This window comes from Salmonella sp. 2020_1395, from assembly GCF_043848115.1.
Taxonomy (GTDB): Bacteria; Pseudomonadota; Gammaproteobacteria; order Enterobacterales; family Enterobacteriaceae; genus Salmonella; species Salmonella enterica.
Map to the genome: position 1 here is coordinate 39,215 of NZ_JBCMFH010000005.1, position 20,063 is coordinate 59,277.

The window sequence follows — 20,063 nt, forward strand, 5'->3', positions numbered from 1 at the left end:
CGTTGCGTAGCGTTGGATCGTTTCGTGTTCATGTGATCTAACGTATCACGACTAAACGTAAGGGTAAAGCGGCTGGCGTGTCGTCCGGGCATAAAGTCATATCGCCTGAACAGAGAACATGTTACTGACTTTGAAACGCGATTTTATAATTTGCTGCCCAAAAATACGTGGCGCTGAAAGGCGCATTTTTGATGCAAATCATTTATTACTGTGATAACACTGCGCGCGATAAAAACATTAAATATATTCACATAGTAAATATGTTCTATTGGAATGGTTGTTTTCGATATGACAAAAGTCTAAAAAGCCCATTGATGTGAAAAGGAATAAGAATTGTCTATATTCCGATTCGGTGTAATTAAGTAATTTCTCGGATAAAAATAAGAAATGATATTGATATTTCTTTTTTGATATGGTTCTTATAGCGGCTATGGTTATTCAGGAAACGATGCTTGAATGCCTGGCGTAATAGATTTCAGGTCAGTAGCGCTATTGTAAAATGGATTGTTGATGGCAGAAGGTATTTAGCAAGAATCCAGTTATAGCAGATTGTCGGTATTTAATCTGGTATACAGAGACACCAACGAAATGGCTGGAAAATGGAACGTTCTTTCATTGTTGGCGTTCCGTCCTTGTCAGCCTGCTTTGCCGCATGATAATCACGGAGGGGGGATGGACGCCATCTATTTAAAACTGGACGGTATTGAAGGCGAAAGCCGGATCAAAGGTTTTGAAAACCAAATAAAACTTATTGCTTACAACCACAACCCGACGAAACGGGAGTCCGGCGAAGCGAGAGGGACATATATTGGAGGGTTGACGCTGACAAAGCCTGTCGATCTTGCTACGCCTGGCCTCTATGAGCACTATTGTAACGGGAAAACGGTGAAAGAAGGCGTGCTGACATTATGCCGTCGTGATAAGGGCGCAATGCTGCCATTTATTATTTATACGCTCACTAATGTGCGAATTTCACGCATGAGCAATCATGGCGACGCCGAAGGCAGCGCCACGGAGACCGTGGATTTGGTTTATAGCCATATTCGCTGGGATATTCCCGCATTAGCGTCGAAAAGCAAAACACGGCGGCCCCTTCACCGACAGGCGCTGTGGCGATGAGGACAAAACAAGCTTGCGGACTCGCAGTGGGCGATGCTGTATAGCGAAATGGCATTTAGCGGCTTGCGAAGGCTGATGAGCGCTCATGTAACCAATCGATTGCCTGAAAAGGCGATAACGCATGGCCCTTACACCCGCTATGATTTTTACGCATAGCCGCTAATAAAACGGCATTTTTTATATACACATCAAGTTGATAGTGTGTTTCTGACCTTGACGTAAATAAGCGGGAAAAGCGATGAAACACACCATTGGGATACTGGGGGGGATGGGACCTGCGGCAACGGCGGATATGTTGGAAAAATTTGTTGAATTGCGACATGCCAGTTGTGATCAACAACACATCCCGCTCATTGTCAGCTCTATCCCTGATATTCCCGATCGTACAGCATGTCTGTTATCCGGCGGGCCTTCGCCATACCGTTATCTGGAGCGTTATCTGCATATGCTGGAAGACGCCGGGGCGGAGTGTATCGTTATCCCATGCAACACTGCGCATTATTGGTTTGATGATTTACAGAACGTCGCGAAAGCGCGAATGATCAGCATCCTGGACGCCACCCTGGGGGATATTCCGCCATCGGCGCGGCACGTTGGTCTGCTGGCGACCAATGCGACGCTGGCGACCGGGTTATATCAAAAGAAAGCGCTGGCGCGGGGGCTGACGTTAATTCAGCCAGAAGACGCGGGGCAGGCGTTGGTAATGCAGGCTATTTATACGCTTAAACGTGGCGATAAAACTGCGGCGCAAGCGCTGCTGCTGCCGCAAATCGATAGCCTTATTGCCCGTGGCGCTCAGACAATTATTATGGGGTGTACCGAAATTCCGCTTATTGTGGCCGGACATGAACGCGCGATAGCGTGCCCGATGATTGATTCCACAGCGTCGCTGGTGCGCGCGGCGATTCGTTGGTATGAGTCCTGGCCAGACACCCGCGCCTCTTTGACCGGGGAACAACGCCTTACCGCCTGAGGTGTTTACAGCGCGGCCTGAAGCCCACGCAGGTCGCGCCAAAATGTTTCGGCTACCTGACTCATGCGGGTATTCATGCGATAAGCATAAGCCTGGATCGGGATAACCAGTTCGTCGGCATCAAGCACTATCAGGCGTCCGTCGGTAATCTCCTGACGGATAGCATACTCGGGCAACCAGGCGATTCCGCAGCCGTCCATCGCAACCTGTTTTAACAATTCACTCATCGAAGAGACGAAAAATGTACTGAAACTCAGTTCAGCATGGCGAGTCAGAGTACGATTTATCAGTCGGCCCATATAGGAGTTCTGACTGTAATTAAGCAGGGGAAAGTGCGGCTGCTCAAGCGTATAGCGCGGCTCGCCCCGGCCATTGTTGGCGCAAACCGGAAACAGTCTCGACTCAAACAGGCGGATATTATCAAACGGCGCTTGTTGCAGGTTTTCATCGTGATAAGAAAAGATAAAATCGCTTTGCCCCTCACGTAACATATCCACCGCCTGGTCGACATCTATCGCCTCAACGGCGTAGGTAAACTGCGTCGGCATCTGCTTAACGATGGTCGGCAACAGGCCGAGGGAGAGCGAGTGGGCGGCGGCAATCTTGATTTTACGCAGCGTATAATCGCTGCCGCCACGCAGTTCGGTCAGATTACTTTCCAGCTGCTGTAACAGGTGGCGAACCTGGGAGTGAAAGATTTTACCCTGTTCGGAAAGCTGTAGCGGCGAGACCTGTCGGTTAAACAGTTCAACGCCCACGGCATGTTCCAGGGCGCGAATCCGCCGGCTAAAAGCGGGTTGCGATACGTTGCGGATAATGGCGGCCTGAGAGAAATTGCGGCACTTTTCCAGCGTCAGAAAATCATATAGCCATTTTGTCTCAATATTGTGCAAACCTGCTCCAGTTACATCCATTTACCGTTATCCTGTCAGCCGCCCGAAGGGGCATTCTACGTCCATTCGGGCGGCTGACAACCGCTTATCCCGTCCTCTTTCAGAATGCCGCGATGGGGCAGCCTGAAACTAGCAGGAATTACGCCGGTTCAAAGGTACCTTTTACGCAGGCTTTCCCCTCATTGACCATGCGTTTGCCGCGCGCATACACCTGCTCAATGCGTAAATCTGCGCTAAAGACGAGCAGATCCGCATCGTTACCGGGACGGATTTCGCCTTTGCCGTCCAGACTGAGGAAGGCGGCTACGCTGGTCGTCAGCGGACGCAAAGCATCGGTCAGGCTGAATCCGTAGTGGTTAACCAGCGTCTGCAACGTCTCCAGCAAACTTTCGAAGCCCGCGACGCCGATGCCCGTCAGATTTCCGGCAGCGTCAAATAGCGGCTGGCTGCCGTTACCGTCTGAACTGAGCGTCACCCGGGAAAGCGGGACGCCGGCTTTTACCGCTCTGGCAATGCCCTCCGCCGGCGCGACGGGATCCGGGATACTGGTGGTAATGTCGATCACGCCGCCTTTAAGCGCAAACGCCAGCGCCTGCTCGAAAAGAGATTCGCTACGGTTGACGTGGGTAGGCAGCAGTTTACCGATCGGCACGTCGCTGTTTTCCAGAATGTCATACAGCGGCTGTAACCCTTTTTTGCTGCTGCCCATATGAAAAACGCTGACACCGGGTTTGCCGCCCAGCAGGCCGCCAACGCGTGATTCGGCGGCCATGCTGGCGAGTTGATTCCCGCTGGGCGCGGCGGAACGGTGGTCGGAGACTGCGCATTTCACGCCAATGACGCGATCGATCAGCGCGACGTCTTTTTCTACCGAGCCAGTAATGGTCGGCGACGGAACGTGATAAGCGCCCGTGAGCATCCAGGCGGTGATCCCCTCCTCATTTAGCGCTCGCGTTTTGGCTAACAGCGACGCGGGATGACGGCTGACGGAGTCGGTGCCAAGCAGGCCGACGACCGTTGTTATCCCGGCTTCCGTCAGGCGGCTCAGGGAGACTTCCGGCGTCCGCGTCGTCGGCCCCGCTTCGCCGCCGCCGCCGATCAGATGAACGTGTTGGTCGATAAAGCCCGGGCACAGCATACGACCGCTAAGATTAATCACCGCACAGTCCGGTACGATATCGCCGGGGATGTCAGCGCCGACGGCAATAATTTTGCCATTCGCGAGTAGAACATCGCAGATGCCCCGGTCTTCTGGCGCAAACAGGTGCGCACCCTGTAACAAGGTAAACTCCGCGGCGGATAAATCAGGCATGATAACTCCTTATTAAACAATAAGCTGCATGACCCAGATCGACAGCAGCGCATTGATGGCGCAGACTGCGATAATATGCGGGTAATATTTGGCGTTGACTTCGGCAGTACCGAGACAGCGGCCGACATTCTGTACCGGGTTTCCCATCAGGTAAATGGCTGGCAGTAGTACGGTAACATCGTGGCCGCTTAGCGCGCCGGCGGTAGCCAGACTGGCCGCCACGCCAACGGCGCCGCCCATACTCATCAGCGAAGCCAGAAGCACCGTAGCCGCTTCGCCGGGAAGCCCCCACAACGCCATCACGGGCTGGCAGATATGGCCTACCCAGTCGAGCAGACCGGTAATTTTCAGCGCCTGAATAATGACAAATGCCATGACCACATTGGGTAACAGGTTGGTCGTGGCGATGGTAAAACCGCGGCGTGCGCCATCGATAAACATATCCATGACATTCTTACGTACCTGAGTCGTCATGATTGGGCTCCTTGCGCAGGGTGACGGCGTTCTTCGATGTTAATCCAGACGCGCAAAAGGTTTGCGCCGATAAATTTGAATAGCAGAATGACCACCAGCGGAATGATGACTGACGTCCCCAGAAAGGCGAATACCGCAACGCCGGAGGAGAAATAGTTGGTGATAATAGCGCTGCCGCTGGTCTGCCAGGCGGCAAAAATCACTTTATCGCGTTCGGTGATTTCACCTTCCTGCGCCAGCTCTTTAGTCATACCCGCCGCGGCGTCGGTATTTTGCAGGTTGGCGATCAGCGCCAGTGAGCAAATGCCGGGAATGCCAAGCAATGGTTTCAGGATGGGCGTCATCAATTGCTGTGCCGCCCGCAGACCGCCAAGCCCATCCGTAATCGCGATGATACCCAGAGAAAGGATAACCGACGGTGCCAGCTCCAGCGCAAAAAGGAAGCCATCTTTCGCGCCCGTTCCGCCCGCGCCGCGAAAGGTTTGCGTACCGGTCACATGACCGAATGACCCGTTGAGTACGGTAAAATCAAAAACGCGCCACCAGCCTTCGCTTCCGGAAAATACGCCGGAAAAGAAAATGATGGTGAGAAAAAACGCCAGATATCCCTTTATCCCGACCTTTTCTGTATCAAGCGGCATGGCCGCCCCGTCCACTTGTTGCGCCATAGCGATCCCCGAATTTTTTTGATGATGTGTTGGTTGTAGCCACAGGCCAAAAAGCCCGAAACAGAAAGACCTTATCAGCCATAAGGGTAAGGACAAAATGCAAGTATGTATCGTGCTATGCGTTTCTTGCATAGCAGCGCGAAAAATCACCATCCTCGCTACTGCCGGAGGCGCGGGGAACCGTGGACGGTATAACGCGAGGTAAAAAAGCAAAGAAACAGGTGTTGACGCAGGCCGGAGCCGGGAGCAGGAAAAAGAGGAAATAAATTTGACGTTAGTCAATTTCACGCCACTTAATTATCGTTGTTAAAAAATAGGATTTTTTAACCTAAATTTTACTTTTTTACTGTAATTTTTCACGCCTTAAGAGGAATTGTCACGGTCAGGTCAGTAGCCGCTGATAGGTCAGCTTGTGCTCTAAGAATCCTACGGGCAGGTAATAAAAAACGAATAATCGAATTAATTTCATGATGTGATTTATTTATAATTGTGATGATTTGAGAGGAAGCGATAATCATCATAATGGAATATATAGCCAAAATAATTCGAGTTGCTTAAAGGCGGCAAGGGAGTGAGTCCCCAGGAGCATAGATAACTATGTAACTGGGGTGAGCAACGGCCCGTCAGGGCGAGGCCCATGGATGGGCCGGGTAATCCGTAGCCAACACATAAGCCACTTGAAGTATGAAGGGTATATAAAATAATAGGCAGATTGATAGCACTAATAACCATAGAATAAGTATAGTTTTTAGTGGCATCTTTACCTTGAAATAACGTGTTGAGGATGTGCTATTAAAAACAGATCCGCATTGCGCCGCGAATAGCATTAAAGATACAACCTGGTGCGGAGAGCGTGGGTTTACTCTACCGCTTATTCACGTATCACAAACCGTTTTTGTTTTATCTGCTGCGCGGCGCTGATCAGCGCGGCAAAAAAGAGCGCCGCGGCGCCGCAAAGCGTGGCGTTGATAATTGCCGACGCGCCATTGCCTGACAGACTGGCGGCGAGCGGACCGAGAATTTGCCCAATACCATACGTTAGCGTCACCAGGCCTAACAAATTAATATTGCCCGGCGCGCTGAGTTGTCGGGCTAGCGGCATCACCAGCGAGGTTGTGCCCATAAACGTGGCGCCAAAACCAATACTGCTCAGTATTAACAGCAACAATGAGTCGCTGGCGAGAGACAGCAGCACGCAGGCGCTCTGGATCAACAGGTTCGCGGTCAGACATGGCAGGACGCCCCAATGTTTTGCCGCCCACAGCCAGCCGAAGCAGCCGGGAATGATCGCCAGGCCGACCAACGACCAAAGGTGCGCCGTGAGTAGCGGAGAGCCCGCGCTTTTCGCCATCAGCGGCAAATAGGTGGCGACAATGATGTAGCCGAATCCGGCGAAACCGTACAACAGCGCCAGTTGCCACCAGGGCATAGGCTGATTTTCGATTCTTGCTAAGGGCGCAGGCGGCAGCGCATGAGCGCGGGGGGGAATCAACATTGCCACGATTAATAGCAATATACCGGCGAGCGCCCCGGCCCCCAGCCATAGCGAATGGGCCGAAAGCGCATAATGTAAACCGCCAATGACATATTCGTTGCCCAGTGCAATCCCGGCCCCGACGCCGGAAAAGAGCGCGGCGATCACAAACGGATGGCGGGTATGATGCAACACAATCATTGATCCAAAAATCATCATTCCCGCACTCGCGACGCCTGCCAGGAAGCGTACCAACATGACGACCGCGGGCTGAGTAAATATCGCCATAGACAGAATAAGAATACCGGTGGCGACCGCCGAAGCCAGCAGCATGGGGCGTAGACGAGAGGGGAGATGAAAAAGGCCAAAGGAAAACAGTAAGCTTCCCGCCAGGTACCCTGCATAATTGGCGCTGGCAATCCAGGAGAGCTGATTAAACGTTAGCTGCTTTTCCGCCAGCATTACCGGCAGCATGGGCGTATACAGAAAGCGGCCAACTCCCATCCCCAGCGTCAATACCATCATACCGAAAAGCGCCGTAAAAATGGGATGGCGAGGTGAAGCGCTCTGAGCATGAACCATGGTTTTTCTCTTTGCTAAAGTAAGGCAAGAATGCCGGATTGTTGTTGTAAATGATAATAAAAAGTAAAATTAATGTTTCAAATTTGCAAGAAAAGAAAGTGAAGCGCAGGCGAATAACGGATTGAGAAGAGGGGCATCGGTGGGAAATGGCATTAAATTAATGCCTCCCACGTGCGGGGTTTGGCAGTTAATCTGAACGAGAATTGCGCCTTCCCCTTCTTAGATACTGAGCAGTGCCGGTATTTGCGACAGTAAATATAACACCAGACCGATAGCGCCGCCGACCAGCGTGCCGTTCACGCGGATAAACTGCAAATCTTTACCGATATTAAGCTCAATCTGCTGCGACATATCGCGCGCATCCCAGCCTTTTACGGTATCGCTGATGTGGCGCGTCAGGAAGGCGGCGAATTCCGGCGCGACGCGGTGCGCGGCCTGTTCCAGATGACCGTTAAGCGAGGCGCGTAATGCGTCGTCGGCGATCAGCGTCTCGCCAAACCATTGTCCGGCATGAGCGATGCGCTGCTTCACCTTCGAGTCTTCGGCGTTGATATCTGTTTTTAACCACTGGCGCAGATCCGCCCAGATCTCGCCGAGATAACGGTTAAACGCCTCATCTTCCTTCAGGTAACTTTTAATGTTTTCTGCCCGGGCAGCCATTTCCGGATCATGTTTAAGTTTATCGATCAGCTTATACGTCGCGCGATCGAAGGCATGACGAATCTGATGCGCGCGGTCGTGACTGATATCATCCAGCAGAGAATTCACCGCGTCGGAGACCAGTTCAGCGCTGTGTTCTCCCAGCCATTCGGTCGGCAGAATCTTCGCTTTTAACGGATGCTCGGTTTCCAGCCAGCGTATGATCTGTCTGGCGATAAATGTTCGGGAGCTGTCACGCTGTAACAGGGCGATAAGCTGGGCGATCAGCGTATCAAGTAACACCTGGTGACGATCGTTTTTGGTCATGCTTTCCAGCATCAGGGCGCTGGTGCCGGAAAGATCCACTTTATCAATCGCCTTATGTACCGCTCGCTTGAGCAGCCGCTGAATACGGGCGTCATCGGTCAGTTCCAGAAAGCCGCTCATAATTTGCAGCAGATGCTGCCCGACCCGGTTGGCGTTGTCCGGCTGGCTGAACCAGTTTCCGATAAGCAGCGCGGGTTCATGGCGGCGGATTAGCGCGATCAGCGACTGCGTATCAAGGAACTTCTCCTGCACAAATTGCCCAAGATTTTCGCCGATTCGGTCTTTGTTACGGGGAATAATCGCCGTATGTCGTGAAATAAACGGAATGGGAATGCGGCGAAATAGCGCCACCACGGCAAACCAGTCCGCCAGCGCGCCAACCATCGCCGCTTCGGCAATAGCTTTTACGCCCAGCACCCAAAAACTGGGCGGTAGGAAAAGCGTGGTCACAAACGTCGCGGCGGCTATCAGCAACAGTGAGAGCGCCAGGCGTTTGGCGCGTTTGAGTTCGGCGATTTTATTCATAGGGTTAAGGATAGAGCCAGACGGCAGGAACGTGCAAAAAACATCAGATGATCCTGTGCCGGATAAGCCTCTATCCGGCAGAGTGTTTACTTCTCAGTGGCCAGTTCTGCCGCCTCATGCTGGCGCACGCGCTGTAATAATGTCGCCAGGGTGAAGACCACAATCACCCCGGCCACCGCTGCCAGCAGGTGAAACGGCAGTCTCCCGCCGTGAAACCACAGCCAGCGGCCAACTTCGACCGACACCGCCATTACCGTCAGAATCACCATGTTCAGCGAGGCTGAAACCGTCCCTTTTGGCAAGTTGTTGGAGAAAAGCGTGAAGCGAAATAGCGTCGGGAAAATCATTCCAATGCCGAACGCGTACAGGCTGGTGCCCAGCACAGACCAAAGCCAGACGTGCGGCAGAAGAAGATTACCGAGGAGCAATGTCGCCAGCCCGCTTAACTGGATTGGTACGGCGCGCCAGATAAAACGCGGTCGGGTCGGATCTTTCACCAGGCGCACAACGATCATATTGGCCACGATCACCGCGCCGAATACGGGCACCTGCGCCCAGGCGAATTGCGAAGTACTCATCCCGCCGGCATCGATCAGGATCACCGGCGACACCGCCACCCAGCTCATCATCGGGATGTAGCTCAACGACAGCGTCGCCGCCCCGGTGAGAAAAATCGGGTTGCGAAACACATTACGAAAATCGCGCAGTACGCTCACCGCGCTGAACGGCACCGCGCCGCGTTGCACCGTTTCTGGCATCGCCAGCAGCAGGCCGCACAACGCCAACAGTCCCATCACCGCAATAATACCGAACAATACCTTCCAGTGAACGAAGTGCATCAGCGCGGCGCCGGAGAGCGGGCCGATAACCGGAGCGACCAGCACAATGGAGGTAATAATCGCCATCAGCTTAATGGCTTTGGTTTGACCGAAAGCCTCCTGTACCGTGACGTAGCCGACCGTTGCGATAAAGCAAATGCTGGTGCCCTGCACAAAACGGGCAACCAGAAACTGCGTCATTGAGGTCGTCAACAGCGTTGCCGCGCAGGCGAGAGTAAAAATTAATGCCCCTGCGATCAGCACTGGCCGGCGGCCAATCCTGTCGGATAGCGGCCCCAGAAGCCATTGCAACGCCATTCCGCCCGCCAGATAGAGACTGACCGAGGCCGGCGCAAGACTGACGTCAGCATTAAAATCGCGCACGACGTTAATGATGCCAGGCTGAATCAGATCCGTCGTCAGATAGGCGGCAAAATCGTACAAAATCAGCGCCATCGGGAAAAATAACGTTGTGGCGCGTTGGGAGAAAAACTGAATAATCCGTTGCATAAAAAATGCGCTCCATGTCGGAGAACCCTATGATGGGACAGCGAAACTCAATACCGTCATCGTGACGTCAGGCAGGCGATAGAAACAGCGGCTGCAGATGTACTGAATTTCATGTAATCAAACACGCTGCCGGTGAAAACACAGACAGGAAGAGACGCGTTCTGAATCTCGTCAGAACGTGTGGCGATTACAGATAACAATCAGCACATCACACCTCGGGAAATTTACGTTGCACGGAAAATATACACATTAAGTGTAATTAAATTTTGATGTTAATCAAAAGAGTTTGTCTGGTTAATAAAGATAAAGGCAGGGCGCGCAGACTGGCATTTTGCGTGTTCAGTTCCGAAAATGCATATGCATTACAGATAACAGGATTTATCTTCCGTCGCGCCTCGCAATGCTGAAAAGGTACGGATGAGAAAGGAATTTTCAGGAGGTAGAGTCGCAGCATCCTGGTTTGGGGTGACGGAGCGCCATGAAAAAATCGACGACCTCAACACCGCATGATGCGGTGTTTAAAACCTTTTTGCGCCACCCGGAAACCGCCCGCGATTTTATGGAGATTCATCTGCCGGTGTCGTTACGCCAGCTTTGCGACCTGCGGACGCTAAAGCTGGAGCCCGGCAGTTTTATTGAAAAAAATCTGCGAGCCTATTATTCCGATGTGCTTTGGTCGCTGAAAACGCGCGAGGGCGACGGTTATATCTATGTCGTGATTGAACATCAGAGCACGCCGGATGCGCATATGGCGTTTCGGCTGATGCGGTATGCGATGGCGGCAATGCAACAGCATCTGGATGCGGGGCATAAGCATCTTCCGCTGGTGGTGCCGATGCTGTTTTATCACGGTGTTGATAGCCCGTATCCTTTTTCGCTGTGCTGGCTGGATGAGTTTGCGAACCCGGAAGTGGCAAGAAGACTCTATGCCGCTGCCTTTCCGCTGGTCGACATTACGGTGGTATCGGATGATGACATTATGCAGCACCGCCGCATTGCGCTGCTGGAGCTCATCCAAAAACATATCCGCCAGCGCGACCTGCTGGGACTGGTTGAACGAATTGCTTCGCTGTTAGTTACTGGTTGCGCTAATGACAGGCAGCTTAAAGCGCTGTTTAATTATCTTATGATTCAGCACGGACATACGCCTCGTTTCACCACGTTTATTCGTGATGTGGTAGGGCATGTCCCGCACACTAAGGAGAGACTGATGACGCTGATAGAGAGGATCCGCGCAGCGGATCGCAGAAAAGGAGAACGGCAAGGAAGACAGCTCGGTCTGGAGGAAGGATTAGCAGAAGGATTAGAAAAAGGGCTGGAAAAAGGTCAGCGTGTTGCCGCATTGCGTATCGCCAGACAGATGCTGGCGGACGGACTTGACCGCGAGACTGTCCAGCGGTTCACCGGCCTTACGGCTGAAGAGCTTCAGGATGTTAGCCACTAACGCGGTTCCAGTCTGAATGTTGCAGGCCCGGTGCCCGCCGGGCAACGCGCTCTATAATTATCGTTGATAACCGCACGAATATACCGAACTTTACCGATAGCGCCAGCCATCTCTACTACCCTTATTGTTCTGAGCGGCATTTACGGCTGCCTTAATGACGATAACAAGGAGACATGTGATATGGCTTACCAGACAGTGAATCCTGCCAATAATCAGCTCATTAAAGAGTATCCCCCGCATACGGACGCGGATATTGAAGCCGCGCTGCAAAAAGCTGACGCGCTCTATCACTCCGACTGGTCCAGGGGAGAGATTGACCAACGTCTGCCGGTACTGCATAAGCTGGCTGACTTGATCGACAGCCGTGTTGAAGAACTGGCAAAAATCGCCAGCCAGGAGATGGGCAAGCTCATCGAGCAGAGCCGTGGCGAAGTCAAACTGTGTGCGCAGATCGCTCGCTATTATGCGGATAACGCGAAGCAGTTTCTTGCCCCGGTGCCTTATAAAACCGAGTTTGGCGACGCGTGGGTAGAACATCATCCGATTGGCGTCATCATGGCCGTTGAGCCGTGGAACTTCCCGTACTATCAGTTGATGCGTGTGCTGGCGCCGAACCTGGCCGCTGGTAACCCGGTGCTGGCGAAACATGCCAGCATCGTACCGCACTGCGCCGAGACGTTTGCCCATCTGGTGCGTGAAGCCGGCGCGCCGGAAGGCGCATGGACCAACCTGTTTATTTCCTCCGATCAGGTGGCGAATATCATCGCCGACCCGCGCGTGCAGGGCGCGGCGCTGACCGGATCTGAAAAAGCGGGGAGCGCCGTGGCGGCACAGGCGGCGAAGCACATTAAAAAATCGACGCTGGAACTGGGCGGGAACGATGTGTTCGTCGTGCTGGACGAAGCCGATCTTGAGAAAGCGGTGAAAATTGGCGTGCAGGCACGGCTCACTAATGCAGGACAGGTATGTACGGCGGCGAAGCGCTTTATCCTGCATGAGAAAATCGCCGATCAATTCCTCAGCCAGTTCACCGAGGCGTTCAGGAAGGTGAAGGTGGGGGATCAGATGGATGCTTCTACCGAACTGGGGCCGCTGTCGTCGAAAGATGCGCTGGATACATTGACCAGACAGGTCGAGGAAGCGGTGAAAAATGGCGCGACGCTGCACGTTGGCGGCAAGCCGCTGGAAAGCAAAGGCAACTTCTTTGAGCCGACGATTCTGACCAATATTACGCGTGACAACCCGGCGTACTTTGAAGAGTTCTTCGGCCCGGTGGCGCAGATGTATGTGGTGAAAGACGATGACGAGGCGGTAAAACTCGCCAACGATTCCCACTACGGCCTGGGCGGCGCGGTGTTTAGTCAGGATATTGAGCGTGCTAAACGCATGGCCTCCCGGATTGAAACCGGGATGGTTTATATCAACTGGCTGACCGACACCGCAGCGGAGCTGCCTTTCGGCGGCGTTAAGCGTTCGGGCTTCGGACGCGAGCTATCGGATCTGGGGATTAAGGAGTTTGTGAACCAGAAGCTGGTAGTGGTGCGCCGCTAATCCCTGTTGCCCCTCTGAAATCGGGAGGGGCCTGGCTTTTTGCAGCGAAGGACGCGGATCTTAAATCAGAACGAAATAAACGAACAAAACACCCTCAATTGCCCTCCTTATTTATCCACGTTGCACTAACCGTGCTTTTGATCCCGATATTGTTTGTACAGACATTCATGATGCCCGCATTTTCTGTTCTATGCGGAGGTCGGTATGGAATTTTACGAGAATCGCCCCAGACAACCATTTATTGGCTTTGTACAGCTCAGACGGGCGCTAAAAAGGTGGTGGCTGCGTAAGCGGGCCTGTCAGGCGCTGCGACGAATGAGTGACGAGCAGTTAAGGGATATTGGGTTGGAAAGGAAGGATGTGGAATAACAGATAAGAGTCAGTAAAACTGGAAAGGCTGGATAATCTTATCTTAACCTCTCCAGTAGGTGGGTATCCTGGAACGCTAATTTTCCTGCCAGGCTTTCTCGATCAGCAGTTTGGCTTTATCCAGATCATGTTCGTTACGCACAATCAATTCGACGTCGCCGGTTCCCCAGTGGCCAATGTTTGTGACGTCCCGGCTAAATCCTTCTTCAAGCTGGATATGCTGTGGATTGATTTTCAGCCACAGGCGTAGGTGTGGGTCGGTCACGGGATAAACGGCTACGCACAGAAAGTTGCGAATGAGGCGGAAGGCGTCATAGAGCTTAAGCTCTTTAAACTGAACCTCATCACTGAGTGACAGCACATAACTTTTTAGCTGTTCATATAATGAAAGCAGCGCGGGAGAGGCCGAAGAGAGCTGTTCGCGCTGCGTGCGGGTATGGCGTTTGCCGCTGCTGACGGAACCGTTCGCGATGATGTACTGAGGGCTATTTTCGACCACGGCGTTAACCAGTTCCAGCATTAACAGGTCGTCGGCAAAAAGCTTGTAGCGAATCAGGTTGATATTGCGGTTGATTTGCTGAACGGCATGTTCGTCGTATTTATTAAAATCGGCGGCAATACAGATTAACCGTGTGCCGGACCAGTCAATGACTTTGGCCACGGTTTTACTTATTTTCTCCATCACCAGCAACTGAAATTCTGCTTTATGGTCGAGCAGCCAATCCAGATAGAATAATCCCTGATTAATCACGTTTTCATTGCTGTGGCGCTTATATTCAATAATCACCGGGCAGTTATTTTCATCGAGGCCGAGGGAATCAATTCGCCCACGATGGGTTTTACCCGTGCGGTATTCGGTCTCGAGAAAGCGGACGCCAAGGAACGTTTCCATATGGGATTCGATCAGCATTTGCAGATCTTTTTCAATGGCTGCGGCTTTGCCCGGTAGTTCTTGTACTTTCCCGCCTCCGAGGCGGAAAAGCTGGATATCGCTCATGGATCCCTCCTGAATTTTCTGCGCACTATCATACGTTATGTGAAAAGAGATAAAAGCGGAAATCGGGCTTTTGGAGGTGAGATATGTTATAAGCCCGACAGCAGGTGGTTACCGGGCAGCGGGCCGTAGGTCGGATAAGCGTTAGCGCCATCCGACGCTGTTACAGCAGTTTGCGCATCTTACAGAAGGAAAGTCCAGCTGAAAACCAATGAAAATAAGCCGCTGGATGAGAGGTGATATTATATTTGGTGATGAGAATAAAGCGGCTATTTAGTCGCTTTATTGGTTTCTGGGGGCAGGTTAATTTATGGCGGCATCGGCATTATAAGAAGGAAAGGGTTCGAATGATGCAGACCCTATTTATCTGCCCGGGCAACGTTGACCACCGTATAAAGCTGCCCCTCATCGATTTAACTGGTAATGAACTGCCATACAATCCAGCAGCCAAAGGCGATCAGAATGCCGCCGGCGGCGCGTTCAATTTTCCAGACAAGATTACCCAGACGACGTTGAATTTGCGGCAGGGCGATAAGCGTTATCAGCAGCAGATCCCAGAGTAACACTACGCTGGTCATCCAGATTCCACATATGGCCTGTTGTGTAACGGTCACGTTTGGGCCCAGCAGGGCGGTCATTAGCGCCAGATAAAACAGAGCATTTTTCGGATTCAACAGCGATGAACCTAGCCCCAGTAATAGTTGTTTTGCCAGTGACGGACATGCCGATGCGGCGTACCGCCACTCCAGCGGCCCGGCGCGGCTTTTCAACAGTTGACGGCCCACCCATAGCAGGTAGGCGGCACCCAATAGTTCGATGATGGTAAAGAGCAGCGGCGTCTGACGTAGTAGCCCTGACCCAATCACCACCAGCAGAATATAGAGCCCATTTCCCGCCGCAATGCCGAGGCACAGCCCGACGCTGCCGCGCAGCCGATAGCGTACGGCGTAACCGACCAGCAAAAAGAAGTCCGGACCCGGGCTGAGCAGCGCCATAAAATGCGCCAGCGCCAGTGCGGGAAACGCCGGGGGAAATAACGTTGTAACCTGTTCCATAGTAACCTCAGTGATGATACTGAGGTCAGCCTATACCTGCGGATGCGCTATTTATTGTCGGATATTGATCTGTTCTGCGCGTACTGACGCGGCGTTGCCGCCGTGTAGCTGACGAAGGTTTTGTGGAAATGACTTTGATCGGCGAAACCGGTCTGATAGGCAACATCGGCAATATCGTCCCCGGCGCGCAATCGGTGCCGGGCATATTCAATGCGGGCCATATTGGTAAAGCTGACAGGAGTCAGGCCTGTATCCTGCTTAAAAGTGCGAATCAGAGTCTCCTTACGGAGCGCAAACTCCTGCGCCAGTGTGTCCAGCGTCGGCGGTTCCTGAAGGTTGCTGACTAAGCGGGCAACCAACTGGCGGCTGATGGCGCATGGCGGTTCGGCGTCGGCGCTTTGTAGCGGCAGGGCGCGCAACAGGTGGATAATAAGCGCCGGAAGTCCGGCAGTTTGTTGCTGAGTAATAGACGTCACAATTTGCTGATAAAGCTGGAAAAGCTGCGGGTCCTGCAACTGTGGCTGCGTGGTATGCAGGCGGCTATCCGCCGGCAAATGGGGGAGCTGCGTCAGGCACCAGTCCACATCGAGATACAGCATATGATAGCTGCGTGGTCGCTCGTGGAGTGGGTTACAACTGTGTGGAGATTGCGGGGGGATCAGGATCAGCTCGCCGGGGCGTAACAGATACTCTTGCCCGTTACTGATGCAGCGGGTTTCTCCGGCGATGATCGCGCCCAGCGACAGTTGCGGGTGGCTGTGGCGCTTATAGGCCTGACGGCTTTCACTGGTGGTACGTAGCTCCAGCCACGGCAGTTGTGGCAGACGCCAGAAGCGTTGGTGAATATCTCGGATAAGGGGCATACAATCTCCTGTGCGGTCCCGGCTTTTCTGCGCCCGTTTACTTCCTTAACCCCGCAAATGCCGTTCTAATCTCGTCTTCCGGCAACTGGATCCCGATAAATACCAGCGTGCTGTGCGGCGTTTCGTTGCCCCACGGTCTGTCCCAGTCGGCGCTGTAGAGGCGCTGCACGCCCTGGAACAGCAGGCGGTTGGGGGCGCCGTCGATCCACAGCATCCCTTTGTAACGCAGCAGTTTATCCGCTGATTCCAGCAGCAGGTTTTCCATCACCCGCGAAACCTCGCTGATATCCACCGGGTAATCCAGCTCCACCACAATTGACGACACATCGTTCTGTTTATCGGCAATAAAGTGGAAACGCGGTTGGCTTGCCAGCACGTTCTCTTCCAGCATAAAGCCGCTGGTATTAAACAACTGACTCAGGTCAATATCGCCGTGTACCACGGTGTAAACCGGGGCGCGGGCGTTGATACGCGCCAGCCGCTCGCGCAGTTTCTCGCTGTCGCCTGCCACGTCGGTTTTGGTCAGCAGGATACGGTCGGCGTAGCCTATCTGCGACTGGGCGATGGTGAACTGGTTCATCTGCTCGTTAGCGTGCACCGCGTCGACCAGCGCAATCACGCCGTCTAACAGGTAGCGTTCGCATAATACGTCATGGGAGAAAAAGGTCTGAATAATCGGGCCGGGGTCAGCCATGCCGGTGCATTCAATCACCAGACGGTCGAAAGCAATATCGCCGCGGTCGCGGCTGTCGAGCAGGTCTAATAGCGCATCTTCCAGCTCGTTGGAGCGGGTACAGCAGATGCAGCCGTTAGTCAGGGTTTTGATCTGTGTGGCGCGATCGCCAATCAGTTGATCGTCAACGGAGACTTCGCCAAATTCGTTTTCGATAACAGCAATTTTAAAACCATGTTGTTCGTTGAGGATATGGCGTAGTAGGGTGGTTTTGCCGGCACCAAGAAAACCGGTAAGTAGGGTAACTGCAATCGGGATCATAGTCTCTCCATTAACAACAGCGCATACCGCCTTTGCCATCGCCGCCGTAACGTGCTTGCTGACGTTCGCGGAAGAACTCTTCATAGGTCATGTACGGCTTGTCGGGATGGTTGGTTTTCATGTGCTCGACATAGTTGTCGTAGTCCGGAATACCAATCAACATTTTTGCCGCCTGGCCGAGATATTTTTTTGCCTGACCTAAAGTATCAAACATTCTGCCGTCCTGTTAATGAATAAAGCCGGATGGCGGCTTGCGCCTTATCCGGCCTACACTAGCCGGGATCGCTGTGCGCTACCCGGCATCAGTTTTAGTGGTGTGAAGAGATCTTCACGCCGCCTTCCGGCACGGGCACATACGGGGTTTCTTTATCGGTACGTTTATCGCTGTTGCGTACCTTCATCCAGGTGGTGAAACCGTAGAAGATAATACTGTACACCACCACCAGGAACAGAATACTCAAACCAGCGTTAGTGTAGTTGTTCACCACGATATGGTTCATGTTGGCAATCTGCTGCGCGGTCAGGTTGGTGCCGTTGGCAATCTTCTCTTTATACAGGTTTGCCATGTAGAAGAAACCTTCCATCTGTGGGTTGGCGCTGAACAGTTTCAGGCCCAGTGCCCAGGTGGTGCAGATCAGCAGCCATACCGCCGGGATCACCGTCACCCAGATGTATTTGGTGCGCTGCATTTTGATCAGTACCACGGTGCTCAACACCAGCGCCACGGCGGCCAGCATCTGGTTAGAGATACCGAACAGCGGCCACAGGCTCTTCACGCCGCCCAGCGGGTCGACCACGCCCTGATACAGCAGATAGCCCCACAAACCGACGCAGCCTGCGGTACCGATGATACCCGCGACCAGAGAATCGGTTTTTTTCAGGAACGGGACGAAGTTACCCAGCAAATCCTGCAACATAAAGCGGCCGGAACGGGTACCCGCATCCAGTGCGGTCAGGATAAACAGCGCTTCGAACAGAATACCGAAGTGATACCAGAAGCCCATATCCGCCATCGGCAGGACTTTGTGGAACACATGCGCGATACCTACTGCCAGCGTTGGCGCGCCGCCTGCGCGGTTCAATACTGACGGTTCACCGATATCTTTCGCAGTTTGCAGGATTTGTTCCGGGGAAATCACAAAGCCCCAGGAGCTGACGGTCGCCGCTGCATGTGCGGTAACGTCTTTCAACTGCGCCATAATCAGCGGCGCGTTCTCGCCGCCCATCTCGTGCAGGTTTGGCATGGTAATGCCCAGACCTGCCGGCGGGGTGTTCATCGCGAAGTAGAGACCCGGTTCAATGATCGAGGCCGCCACCAGCGCCATCACCGCAACAAAGGACTCCATCAGCATCGCGCCGTAGCCGATAAAACGCGCATCGGTCTCACAGGCCAGCAGTTTCGGCGTGGTACCGGAAGAGATGAGCGCGTGGAAGCCAGAGACGGCGCCACAGGCGATGGTGATGAACAGGAACGGGAACAGGGCGCCTTTCCACAGCGGGCCAGTACCGTCGACATATTGCGTCAATGCCGGCATTTTCAGTTCCGGGTTGAGGATCACAATCCCCAGCGCCAGACCGACGATCACGCCGATTTTCAGGAAGGTAGCGAGATAGTCGCGCGGGGCAAGGATCAGCCATACCGGCAGCAGCGCGGAAACAAAGGCGTAGCCGATCAGCGCGAAGGTAATGGTGGTGTCTTTAAAGGTCAGCGCCGGGCCCCAGTACGGGTCGTGGGCAATCACGCCGCCGAAGTAAATAGACGCCACCAGCAGCACGATACCAATAACGGAGACTTCGCCTACGCGTCCCGGACGCAGGAAGCGCATGTAGATGCCCATAAACAGCGCAATCGGCACCGTGGAGCAGACGGTGAAGACACCCCACGGGCTTTCGGCCAGAGCTTTAACCACGATTAATGCCAGCACCGCGAGGATGATGATCATAATTAAGAAGCAGCCGAACAGCGCGATGGTGCCTGGAACGGTACCCATCTCTTCTTTGATCATCTCGCCAAGAGAGGCGCCGTTACGGCGGGAAGAGATGAACAGCACCATAAAGTCCTGCACTGCGCCCGCGAGCACCACGCCCGCCAGCAGCCACAGCGTCCCCGGCAGATAGCCCATCTGCGCAGCCAATACCGGCCCGACCAGCGGACCTGCGCCGGCGATGGCGGCGAAGTGGTGACCAAACAGCACGTAGCGGTTAGTCGGCACGTAGTTCAGGCCGTCGTTATTGATGACCGCCGGCGTCGCGCGCGTCGGGTCGAGTTTCATGACCTTCTGGGCGATATACAGGCTGTAGTAGCGGTAAGCCACCAGATAGACGGAAACGGAAGCGACCACGATCCACAGGGCGCTCACGTGTTCACCCCGACGTAGGGCAACGACCGAGAGGCAGAAAGCACCGATGATTCCGAGAATCACCCAGGGTATGTGCTTGAATATCTTTTTCGTATCCATAGTAAAACCTGGTTGTAAGT

At 53.4% G+C, this 20,063-nt stretch carries 19 protein-coding genes; 5 read left to right on the top strand and 14 right to left on the bottom strand.

Annotated features, from left to right (window positions below):
* Window positions 1–588: 588 nt before the first annotated feature.
* Entirely contained in the window at window positions 589–1,119 is a 531-nt protein-coding gene (locus ACH0WD_RS09530; RefSeq protein ID WP_000907671.1) for an Hcp family type VI secretion system effector, read from the top strand.
* A gap of 238 nt (window positions 1,120–1,357) precedes the next feature.
* Window positions 1,358–2,092 (top strand): aspartate/glutamate racemase family protein, encoded by a 735-nt coding sequence (locus ACH0WD_RS09535; protein WP_000683250.1) that lies wholly within the window; start codon window positions 1,358–1,360, stop codon window positions 2,090–2,092.
* A gap of 5 nt (window positions 2,093–2,097) precedes the next feature.
* Here the strand turns inward: ACH0WD_RS09535 and hypT are convergent, their stop codons facing one another.
* The 7 genes from hypT to mdtM form a co-directional block, all read right to left on the bottom strand.
* Window positions 2,098–3,006, bottom strand: a complete 909-nt coding sequence (gene hypT, locus ACH0WD_RS09540) for a hypochlorite stress DNA-binding transcriptional regulator HypT (RefSeq protein ID WP_000383509.1) — start codon at window positions 3,004–3,006, stop codon at window positions 2,098–2,100.
* Between the two features lie 118 nt (window positions 3,007–3,124).
* Complete coding sequence (gene iadA, locus ACH0WD_RS09545) at window positions 3,125–4,297, bottom strand: beta-aspartyl-peptidase (protein ID WP_001113057.1); 1,173 nt, start codon at window positions 4,295–4,297, stop codon at window positions 3,125–3,127.
* Between the two features lie 12 nt (window positions 4,298–4,309).
* Entirely contained in the window at window positions 4,310–4,771 is a 462-nt protein-coding gene (locus ACH0WD_RS09550; protein WP_000211979.1) for a YjiG family protein, read from the bottom strand.
* Window positions 4,768–5,439, bottom strand: coding sequence for a nucleoside recognition domain-containing protein (locus ACH0WD_RS09555; protein ID WP_000068752.1), 672 nt, complete (start codon window positions 5,437–5,439; stop codon window positions 4,768–4,770). The genes ACH0WD_RS09550 and ACH0WD_RS09555 overlap by 4 nt, the downstream gene beginning before the upstream one ends.
* 871 nt (window positions 5,440–6,310) lie before the next feature.
* Window positions 6,311–7,495, bottom strand: coding sequence for an MFS transporter (locus tag ACH0WD_RS09560; RefSeq protein WP_000233266.1), 1,185 nt, complete (start codon window positions 7,493–7,495; stop codon window positions 6,311–6,313).
* 219 nt (window positions 7,496–7,714) lie between these two features.
* Window positions 7,715–8,986, bottom strand: coding sequence for a DUF445 domain-containing protein (locus ACH0WD_RS09565; protein ID WP_001033027.1), 1,272 nt, complete (start codon window positions 8,984–8,986; stop codon window positions 7,715–7,717).
* A gap of 86 nt (window positions 8,987–9,072) precedes the next feature.
* Window positions 9,073–10,314, bottom strand: coding sequence for a multidrug efflux MFS transporter MdtM (gene mdtM / locus ACH0WD_RS09570; RefSeq protein ID WP_001188919.1), 1,242 nt, complete (start codon window positions 10,312–10,314; stop codon window positions 9,073–9,075).
* A 478-nt stretch (window positions 10,315–10,792) separates the two neighbouring features.
* On the opposite strand from mdtM, the gene ACH0WD_RS09575 reads away from it, so the two are divergent.
* Window positions 10,793–11,758: an Rpn family recombination-promoting nuclease/putative transposase gene (locus ACH0WD_RS09575; protein WP_000749992.1), complete on the top strand. Its 966-nt coding sequence runs from the start codon at window positions 10,793–10,795 to the stop codon at window positions 11,756–11,758.
* Window positions 11,759–11,938: 180 nt separating this feature from the next.
* Window positions 11,939–13,309: an NAD-dependent succinate-semialdehyde dehydrogenase gene (locus ACH0WD_RS09580; RefSeq protein ID WP_172480783.1), complete on the top strand. Its 1,371-nt coding sequence runs from the start codon at window positions 11,939–11,941 to the stop codon at window positions 13,307–13,309.
* Between the two features lie 94 nt (window positions 13,310–13,403).
* Here ACH0WD_RS09580 and ACH0WD_RS09585 read toward each other — a convergent pair whose 3' ends face one another.
* Window positions 13,404–13,547 (bottom strand): hypothetical protein, encoded by a 144-nt coding sequence (locus tag ACH0WD_RS09585; RefSeq protein ID WP_031602460.1) that lies wholly within the window; start codon window positions 13,545–13,547, stop codon window positions 13,404–13,406.
* Here ACH0WD_RS09585 and yjiS point away from each other — a divergent pair.
* Window positions 13,514–13,678 (top strand): DUF1127 domain-containing protein YjiS, encoded by a 165-nt coding sequence (gene yjiS / locus ACH0WD_RS09590; protein ID WP_000397917.1) that lies wholly within the window; start codon window positions 13,514–13,516, stop codon window positions 13,676–13,678. The two genes, ACH0WD_RS09585 and yjiS, sit on opposite strands and share 34 nt — an antisense overlap.
* A 76-nt stretch (window positions 13,679–13,754) precedes the next feature.
* Here yjiS and ACH0WD_RS09595 read toward each other — a convergent pair whose 3' ends face one another.
* From ACH0WD_RS09595 to btsT, 6 genes are all read right to left on the bottom strand, one after another.
* A complete protein-coding gene (locus tag ACH0WD_RS09595) occupies window positions 13,755–14,675 on the bottom strand; it encodes a DUF5655 domain-containing protein (RefSeq protein ID WP_001280249.1) in 921 nt (306 codons plus the stop codon).
* 410 nt (window positions 14,676–15,085) lie between these two features.
* Window positions 15,086–15,727, bottom strand: coding sequence for a LysE family translocator (locus ACH0WD_RS09600; protein WP_000438687.1), 642 nt, complete (start codon window positions 15,725–15,727; stop codon window positions 15,086–15,088).
* A 47-nt stretch (window positions 15,728–15,774) separates the two neighbouring features.
* A complete protein-coding gene (locus ACH0WD_RS09605) occupies window positions 15,775–16,590 on the bottom strand; it encodes an AraC family transcriptional regulator (protein WP_001128429.1) in 816 nt (271 codons plus the stop codon).
* A gap of 37 nt (window positions 16,591–16,627) precedes the next feature.
* A complete protein-coding gene (gene yjiA, locus ACH0WD_RS09610) occupies window positions 16,628–17,584 on the bottom strand; it encodes a GTPase (protein WP_000612223.1) in 957 nt (318 codons plus the stop codon).
* Between the two features lie 10 nt (window positions 17,585–17,594).
* Complete coding sequence (locus tag ACH0WD_RS09615) at window positions 17,595–17,798, bottom strand: YbdD/YjiX family protein (protein WP_000460616.1); 204 nt, start codon at window positions 17,796–17,798, stop codon at window positions 17,595–17,597.
* Window positions 17,799–17,892: 94 nt separating this feature from the next.
* Window positions 17,893–20,043: a pyruvate/proton symporter BtsT gene (gene btsT / locus ACH0WD_RS09620; protein ID WP_000379928.1), complete on the bottom strand. Its 2,151-nt coding sequence runs from the start codon at window positions 20,041–20,043 to the stop codon at window positions 17,893–17,895.
* Between the last annotated feature and the right edge of the window lie 20 nt (window positions 20,044–20,063).

What these genes read in the sequence shown, in the direction of transcription:
- ACH0WD_RS09530 (WP_000907671.1), top strand. Translation starts at nt 589, where the DNA reads ATGGCTGGAAAATGGAACGTTCTTTCATTGTTGGCGTTCCGTCCTTGT.
- ACH0WD_RS09535 (WP_000683250.1), top strand. Translation starts at nt 1,358, where the DNA reads ATGAAACACACCATTGGGATACTGGGGGGGATGGGACCTGCGGCAACG.
- hypT (WP_000383509.1), bottom strand. Translation starts at nt 3,006, where the DNA reads ATGGATGTAACTGGAGCAGGTTTGCACAATATTGAGACAAAATGGCTA.
- iadA (WP_001113057.1), bottom strand. Translation starts at nt 4,297, where the DNA reads ATGCCTGATTTATCCGCCGCGGAGTTTACCTTGTTACAGGGTGCGCAC.
- ACH0WD_RS09550 (WP_000211979.1), bottom strand. Translation starts at nt 4,771, where the DNA reads ATGACGACTCAGGTACGTAAGAATGTCATGGATATGTTTATCGATGGC.
- ACH0WD_RS09555 (WP_000068752.1), bottom strand. Translation starts at nt 5,439, where the DNA reads ATGGCGCAACAAGTGGACGGGGCGGCCATGCCGCTTGATACAGAAAAG.
- ACH0WD_RS09560 (WP_000233266.1), bottom strand. Translation starts at nt 7,495, where the DNA reads ATGGTTCATGCTCAGAGCGCTTCACCTCGCCATCCCATTTTTACGGCG.
- ACH0WD_RS09565 (WP_001033027.1), bottom strand. Translation starts at nt 8,986, where the DNA reads ATGAATAAAATCGCCGAACTCAAACGCGCCAAACGCCTGGCGCTCTCA.
- mdtM (WP_001188919.1), bottom strand. Translation starts at nt 10,314, where the DNA reads ATGCAACGGATTATTCAGTTTTTCTCCCAACGCGCCACAACGTTATTT.
- ACH0WD_RS09575 (WP_000749992.1), top strand. Translation starts at nt 10,793, where the DNA reads ATGAAAAAATCGACGACCTCAACACCGCATGATGCGGTGTTTAAAACC.
- ACH0WD_RS09580 (WP_172480783.1), top strand. Translation starts at nt 11,939, where the DNA reads ATGGCTTACCAGACAGTGAATCCTGCCAATAATCAGCTCATTAAAGAG.
- yjiS (WP_000397917.1), top strand. Translation starts at nt 13,514, where the DNA reads ATGGAATTTTACGAGAATCGCCCCAGACAACCATTTATTGGCTTTGTA.
- ACH0WD_RS09585 (WP_031602460.1), bottom strand. Translation starts at nt 13,547, where the DNA reads ATGGTTGTCTGGGGCGATTCTCGTAAAATTCCATACCGACCTCCGCAT.
- ACH0WD_RS09595 (WP_001280249.1), bottom strand. Translation starts at nt 14,675, where the DNA reads ATGAGCGATATCCAGCTTTTCCGCCTCGGAGGCGGGAAAGTACAAGAA.
- ACH0WD_RS09600 (WP_000438687.1), bottom strand. Translation starts at nt 15,727, where the DNA reads ATGGAACAGGTTACAACGTTATTTCCCCCGGCGTTTCCCGCACTGGCG.
- ACH0WD_RS09605 (WP_001128429.1), bottom strand. Translation starts at nt 16,590, where the DNA reads ATGCCCCTTATCCGAGATATTCACCAACGCTTCTGGCGTCTGCCACAA.
- yjiA (WP_000612223.1), bottom strand. Translation starts at nt 17,584, where the DNA reads ATGATCCCGATTGCAGTTACCCTACTTACCGGTTTTCTTGGTGCCGGC.
- ACH0WD_RS09615 (WP_000460616.1), bottom strand. Translation starts at nt 17,798, where the DNA reads ATGTTTGATACTTTAGGTCAGGCAAAAAAATATCTCGGCCAGGCGGCA.
- btsT (WP_000379928.1), bottom strand. Translation starts at nt 20,043, where the DNA reads ATGGATACGAAAAAGATATTCAAGCACATACCCTGGGTGATTCTCGGA.